The sequence below is a fragment of the Desulfoplanes sp. genome (genome assembly GCF_054921335.1).
Window position 1 is genome coordinate 1 of the sequence record NZ_JBUDSQ010000105.1, and the last position, 6712, is coordinate 6712.

At 55.7% G+C, this 6712-nt stretch carries 5 protein-coding genes; 2 read left to right on the forward strand and 3 right to left on the reverse strand.

Features of this window, described 5'->3' with window-relative positions; translation table 11 throughout:
* Positions 1 to 144 precede the first annotated feature (144 nt).
* The 3 genes from ACY692_RS13600 to ACY692_RS13610 all read right to left on the reverse strand — a co-directional run bounded on the left by ACY692_RS13600 (position 145) and on the right by ACY692_RS13610 (position 2634).
* Positions 145 to 1197 carry a permease gene (locus tag ACY692_RS13600; protein ID WP_462325919.1) on the reverse strand — a complete coding sequence of 351 codons (1053 nt, stop codon included), beginning with the start codon at positions 1195 to 1197 and terminating at the stop codon, positions 145 to 147.
* The gene (locus ACY692_RS13605; protein ID WP_462325920.1) at positions 1194 to 1571 is read right to left on the reverse strand and encodes an ArsR/SmtB family transcription factor; all 378 of its coding nucleotides are present in this window, start codon (positions 1569 to 1571) and stop codon (positions 1194 to 1196) included. The genes ACY692_RS13600 and ACY692_RS13605 overlap by 4 nt, the downstream gene beginning before the upstream one ends.
* Before the next feature lie 145 nt (positions 1572 to 1716).
* Positions 1717 to 2634 carry a transposase gene (locus ACY692_RS13610; protein ID WP_462325921.1) on the reverse strand — a complete coding sequence of 306 codons (918 nt, stop codon included), beginning with the start codon at positions 2632 to 2634 and terminating at the stop codon, positions 1717 to 1719.
* Positions 2635 to 3147: 513 nt separating this feature from the next.
* On the opposite strand from ACY692_RS13610, the gene ACY692_RS13615 reads away from it, so the two are divergent.
* Entirely contained in the window at positions 3148 to 3285 is a 138-nt protein-coding gene (locus tag ACY692_RS13615; protein WP_462325922.1) for a hypothetical protein, read from the forward strand.
* A 59-nt stretch (positions 3286 to 3344) separates the two neighbouring features.
* Positions 3345 to 6712, forward strand: a 3368-nt coding sequence (locus ACY692_RS13620) for a RecQ family ATP-dependent DNA helicase (RefSeq protein WP_462325923.1), incomplete at its 3' end; no start/stop codon positions are given.

Consider the following 6712-nt stretch of genomic DNA (forward strand, 5'->3'; position numbering starts at 1 on the left):
CGAACTGAGGGAGCGCTTTGGATAAGGACATAGACAGCCTGTCCCCTCGTCTGATTGATTTTTGAGCTGCTTGGTCGGGATCGAACCGATATAACCATGTAGATTCCCCACGAAATAGTGACAAGTCCGTTGATTCTGCGGGAATCAGTGATGGTGATTGCAACATCCTGACTGGCTATTATGGCCTGAGCGTATTTTATTGACCAGTGTGCGGACAAGCAGGACGAACAGGATGGTTCCGGCGATGATGCTCGGTATGCCGTGCCCGTGTTCGGTCGCCCGGGCCAGCCAGGCCAGAGGATCGAGACCAAGGGAGCGGTAGAGAGCGTCGGCTCCCAGTCCGAAGAGGATGGCCACGGTGATGATGCTTGCAAGATACAGGGCTGCGGACCGTTTACCGAGAAGCTTGGCCACCACGGCCAGGGACGCGGCATTGGTGGCGGGTCCTGCCAGAAGGAAGACAAGGGCTGCTCCCGGCGAGATTCCCTTGAGGGCCAGGGCGGCTACGATGGGGGTGGAGGCGGTGGCACACACATAAAGCGGGGCGGCCACGACGACCATGACCAGCATGGGGAGCAGTCCTGTTCCCAGATAGGTGGTCACCAGATCCGGGGAAAGAAACACGGTGATCACTCCGGCGATGAGAATGCCGATCATGAACGATCCCCCTACATCGCCAAGGACCTCACCAAAGGCGAATCGCTGTCCCTGAAGGAACCGTTTCCACGCCGAAGGCTGGATCTGTCCGAAGGGTTTGAGCGGGGTTGCCGGTGTTGCTCCCTTGTCCGCATCGAGCAGATTGATCCCGATCCCCGTGGCAACGGCGGTTACAAAGGCGGCCAATGGGCGCAGCAGGGTCATGATCGGGTCGAGCAGGGCGTAGGTGACCATGATGGAATCGACTCCGGTCTCCGGGGTGGAGATGAGAAAGGATGCTGTGGCACCTTTGCTCGCTCCCTGACGTCTGAGGCCCGCCGCTGCCGGGATGACACCGCAGCTGCACAGGGGCAGGGGGATGCCGAACAGGGCCGCCTTGATCACGTTGGAGGTCCGGTTCTTTCCCAGATGTTCCTGTACGATGGTCGTGGGCACAAAGGCCTTGAGCAGTCCGGCCATGAAAAAGCCGAAAAGCATGAACGGGGCCGATTCCAGAAAAACGTCCAGTGCGGCCGTGAAAATTGCGAGCAGGGTGTTCATGATTCCTCTCTTGAAATATTGGGGGCACAGATGGTTCCGTGTTCCAGTGCCTGGGCAAGGAGTTTGTGGACGTGTTGGTCAGCCAGGGAGTACATGACCATGCGCCCCTGTTTTCTTGGCACGACCAGTCCCTGATGCCTGAGTATGCGCAGCTGATGGGAGACTGCGGACACGGTCATCTCCATGATCGAGGAGAGATCGCATACGCAGAGTTCCCCGGAACGCAGGGCCAGGAGAATCCCCAGCCGGTTGGGATCTCCAAGGGTTGCGAAAAGCAAGGCAATGCGCTTGGTTTGTTCGGGGCCGGGCATTATTTTTTGGGCCCGGTCGATTGATTCGGGATGGAAACACCTGATTGAGCAGACAGAGTCCATGAGTCCCTCCTCGATAGTTGAATATGTGAATGACTGTTCAAGTATTCAGGCGTTATCCTCGTGTCAACGGGAAAACGGTGCACTGGCAGTATGGGGTAGGCTCAGGGACCGTTTGAGGGATCTTTTCTTGCCTGCAGGCAGGGGGTTATACCTGCAATCTTTTCATAGAGTAAACCCCTCCGGAACCGGCAAGAGGGGTGAACCTTCTGCTGTCCTTTGATTGCAAAAGGTGCTTGACCTGATCGAACACCTCCCTGACGAATTCCTTTGATCCCAATATTCCTGCATCGCTGAAGTAGCGGGTTCTGTAGCAGAAGAGTTCGAACCGCTTGAGCTCGAAATTCTTCTTCCTCTCCTTTTTCACGATCTTCGCGTCCATGGGCTTTCCCTTGCCCGTGTCCACAGCACCGGTTTCATAAACGAACTGTCTGTATTTGCGCATGATCCGAGCCGGTTCGTGCTCTCCCCATTCTTTCATCCCGGAATCCATGGAAAGCATGTCTTCCCGATTGTTCGTCTGGACAAAATAGCCCAGCGAGCACCATCGATACTGCTCGGGCCGTTTGACGATCCCTGCGCGAACGGGATTGAGGTCCACGTAGGCAAGCAGATTGACCAGAGAATACCCGTTCTGCACGATGAGAGATTTGAAGCGGTCCCCCCAGAAATACCCTTTGCGATTGTGCCGCTTATTATAGAAGCGAGTGAAACCCTGCTTGATATCCTTGACGAATTGAGAAAGAGACGACCACCTTTCCCTGAAATCGGCAATGTTTTTTGGGCTGATGATGCGCCCTTCGGGAAACCAGGCTTCAAGCCGCTCCTTCATGGCCTCATCCGAAAGATGATCTTTGGTATGCATCCTGACAACGAGATGGAAATGGTTGGACATGAGGCAAAATCCGAGCACCTCGGCAAAGTAAAACCGACTCAGATAGCGAATCAGGTTGAGAAGATAGTCCCTCTCCCCATCCCCGATCGGCAATCCATCAAGAGCTGTCCGGGAAATGACATGGTATATCGTGGGAATATCGGAGCGAACGAACCTGGCGATGCGTGGCATGAGGACCTCCTGATTTCTATTCTTGAACTAACAATCTGGTAAAATTGATTAAATTCTAAAATGCAGCTTGAATATCACAGCCCGACAGATTTTTCAATATTAAACCCGTCCCCATATTCTTTTTCACACCATCACGAGCACGACCAAAAAGGACAGACAGAGTCCCCTGGATTTTTGACTGATCCCGGGGGGCTCATGGTTTCTACAGCGAGGCTTGGTGCACTTTGGTCTATCTTGCAGAAATCGGCCGACGCGACTTTTTTGGGGTTCGCTGTGAGATTATCCTGAAAACGGGTGTTCGATTAGCATTATCGATTTGTCTGACACAAGCCATTGTCTCGGATTTTTGAATTTTTTTAGAAAAATGCCGTATCTGTGGGCGTACAAGGGTTCGAACCGGGGGAAATTTAGGTTCTGGAGCAGATCCGGGTTGGGGGCAAAAAAGGGCAGGCACGGGAACCTGACCCTTGTACGGGATGTGTTGAATCCGTTTTGCGATTCGGGGGGTGAATCATGGTCTGTCTGCTCTGGGAACATTCCGGTTTTCTGGAGGCCATGCAGAAAACGAGCAGGGAAGAATTGCAAAAATTATCCGGAATAGCTAAGAAAAAGGCCGAGATGCTTTGCAAGCAATTATGGACCATGCCCTAATGGGATAAGCCCGGCCTTTTGAAACCTTTCTGATTCAGATTCCTCAAATCCGACAATTCATGACCCAGAACCCCGATATGTCAACGGATGACACCCTTATTGACGGATCAGGGGGTGTTGCCTTGCTGGAAAAGGCACTGGTCCTCGACCTGGAGATCCACCCCCAGGACGATCGGCTGCTCAAGATCGGCGCCATCAATGTGGCAACGAGACGGGGGTTGCGATTCCAGGGGACATTCGATGCGTCACATTCCCTGAACCGTGTGGCCGAGTGGGGACAAACCGCCGAGTACATACTGGGGCACAACATGGCGGAGCACGATCTTCCCTGGATCGCCACCCATTTTCCCGGTCATCCCCTGACCACCCTGCCTGTCATCGACACCCTGTTTCTCTCTCCTCTGGCCTTTCCCACGAATCCCTATCATCGTCTGCTCAAGAACTATAAACTCATCAAGGAATCGGTGAATGATCCCGTGGGGGACTGCAAGCAGACGTTGCGCCTGCTTAGAGACGAACTGGCAGAGTTTGCCGGTATGGCCCCGGAGCTGCGCGATTTCTACGGTGCGGTTCTGAGCCGTTCATTTCCCGATCATGGCTATGCCCGAATGCTCGGGGAATTATCCGGGGCTCTCCTGCCTGACAAGGACGCCTGCTACCAGATATGGATGGATCAGATCCAGGACCGTGCCTGCATGCACCAGGCGCGTGAGATTTTTTTTCGTCAATGGGATGATCCGTTCGAGACCGTCACTCTCGCCTATATGCTCGCCTGGCTGCGGGTTGCCGGAGGTAATTCCCTGGTGCCTGCCTGGGTCTGGCATCGGTATCCGTCCATTTCTCCCCTGCTTTCCAGACTCAGGCAGACCCCGTGCGGCAGGGAAGACTGTGCCTATTGCCGGGACCGGTTCGACATCCGCAAGCAGCTGCAACTCTATTTCGGTTTCGACGACTTTCTGCCCGTGGGAGACGAGCGTCCGCCCCTGCAGGAGCAGGTGGTCACCGGACTGGTGGAGGGCAAAGACGTTCTGGCTGTGCTGCCCACGGGTGCGGGCAAATCCCTGTGCTATCTCCTTCCGGCTCTTATGCAGAGCGGACAGCGAAACACCCTGACCCTCATTATCTCTCCCCTGCAATCCCTTATGAAGGACCAGGTGGACGGTCTGGTGCGCAAGGGCATCCTCAAAGGGTGCACCATCAATTCATCTATGACCATGCTCGAGCGCAGTCGGACTCTGGACGGGATACGGCTGGGCGATCTGGATCTCTTGTGGATCGCGCCGGAACAGTTCCGCAACACCACGGTCAAGAACATCCTCAAGCAGCGCGAGATCGGGATGATCGTCATGGACGAGGCCCATTGTTTTTCCAAATGGGGACATGATTTCCGGCCCGATTATCTGGCCCTGTCTTCGTTCATTGGCGAAATCTGGCCGGGTGAGCCCTCTCCGCGTCCCTTGATCGGATGCTTCACGGCCACGGCCAAACCCGATGTCATAGGCGAGATCAGGGACTATTTCAGGACGGAAATGGACCGGGAACTGGCTGTATTCGAAGGCGGTCACGAAAGGACCAATCTCAAATTCCGGGTCATTCCCTGCCCGGAGCAGGAAAAGATCGGTCGTATCGATGCCATTTTGAAGGATGTCTTTGCGGGTGAGCAGAAGGGCGGGGCCATTGTTTTCGTGCCCACGCGCAAAAAGGCCGAGCAATACGCCGACTCCCTGGCCGACATGGACTGGCTGTGCGACTACTACCATGCCGGACGGACGCCCGAGGACAAGCGATCGGTCCAGGAACAATTTTTGCGCGGGGATCTCCAGGTCATGGTGGCCACCAACGCCTTCGGCATGGGCGTGGACAAGCCCGATGTGCGGGTGGTCATCCATGCGGCCGTGCCCGGATCGCTTGAGAACTATCTCCAGGAGGCGGGCCGGGCCGGTCGGGACCGTGACCCGGCCTTGTGCTGCCTTCTCTATGACCGGGAGGATCTGGAAACCCAGTTCGAGCGGTGCTGTGCGACCCAGCTCTCGCACAAGGATATCAAATCGTTGTTCTCCGGTTTGAAACGCATTGCCGGAACACGGCCTGAAAACACGGTCATCATGACCTCCGGGGAACTGCTCGGTTCCCGGGAGCTCGAAGAGGTCACCTTTGACAATCTGGATGCCGGAGAGACCCTGGCCGACACCAAGGTGCGCACGGCCCTGTCCTGGCTCGAGCGAACGGATAAGCTCGTTCGGGGTGATAACCACACCCAGGTCGTTCAGGGAACCGTGCTCGTGCCCAACAAGGAAGAGGCTCTGACAACCATCAACGGACTGAATCTTTCGGCCTCCAGGCGGGATCTGTGGATCAAACTGGTGGACATCCTGCTCCAGGCCGATCCCAAATCCCTGATCAATACGGATGTGCTGGCAACCGAACTGGGTGAGGAGTCGAGCAAACTCCTGTCCATCCTCCATGCCATGCGCAAGGCAGGGATCATCGACCATGATCTGAACATGACCTGTTTTGTGCGCAAGGGGATTGCCGATGATTCTCTGAAACGGTTTGCCGGGTATGTGGCTCTTGAGGAGGCGGTTCTCAAGGTTATGGAAGAGGACGAGCCCGATGCGGTCAAACACACCCGGTACACGTTTCCTATCCGCAGTATCAGCCAGAGAATCAAGGACAGCGGGGAGCAGGCGGCCAATCCCCAGGCCATCCTCGGAGTGCTTGAACTGCTCATTCAGGAGAAGATGATCCGTTTGTCCCATCAGAACCGGGGCTCCTACGGGGTGATCCTCCGCAAGACCTGGGGAGAGATCAGGACCCATGTGCACGAGCGGGTTCTGGTTGCCAGAGTGGTTCTGCAATCTTTGGTCGACAAGGTCCCTTCCGGAACCAGGGGGAAGGATCTGCTGGTTTCCTTCAAGTCCGGAGACCTGGAAAAAGCATTGCGCAGGGACATGACCACCATGACTATGCCCGATGTTTTTGAGCGTTCCCAGGCTGCTCTTCTCGTCCTGCATCATATGAAGGCCCTCTGTCTGCAGAACGGTCTGGCCGTGATCCGTCCGGCCATGACCCTGACGGTGGAGGAACCCAAGGCAACGTTCACGGCCCGGGATTTTTTCTCCCTGGCTTTGTTTTATAAGGAAAAGATCGCCCAGGTGCATATCATGGGCAGATATGCTGAAATGGGCACCTTGAGCGACGGGATCAAGCTGGCCCTCATTCTGGTGCGGGATTATTTCGGCAAGGAGCGGGAGGCATTCATCTCCACCTATTTCAACGGGCGCGAAGCCACACTGGAGCTTCCGGTCTCCGAAGAGGGACACAAAGCCATTGTCAGCGGCCTCGACCCCGTCCAGAAAAAGGCGGTGGAGACCAGGGAGGGCAAAAATCTTCTTGTGGTGGCAGGGCCGGGCTCGGGCAAGACCAG

What these genes read in the sequence shown, in the direction of transcription:
- ACY692_RS13610 (WP_462325921.1), bottom strand. Translation starts at nt 2,634, where the DNA reads ATGCCACGCATCGCCAGGTTCGTTCGCTCCGATATTCCCACGATATAC.
- ACY692_RS13605 (WP_462325920.1), bottom strand. Translation starts at nt 1,571, where the DNA reads ATGGACTCTGTCTGCTCAATCAGGTGTTTCCATCCCGAATCAATCGAC.
- ACY692_RS13615 (WP_462325922.1), top strand. Translation starts at nt 3,148, where the DNA reads ATGGTCTGTCTGCTCTGGGAACATTCCGGTTTTCTGGAGGCCATGCAG.
- ACY692_RS13600 (WP_462325919.1), bottom strand. Translation starts at nt 1,197, where the DNA reads ATGAACACCCTGCTCGCAATTTTCACGGCCGCACTGGACGTTTTTCTG.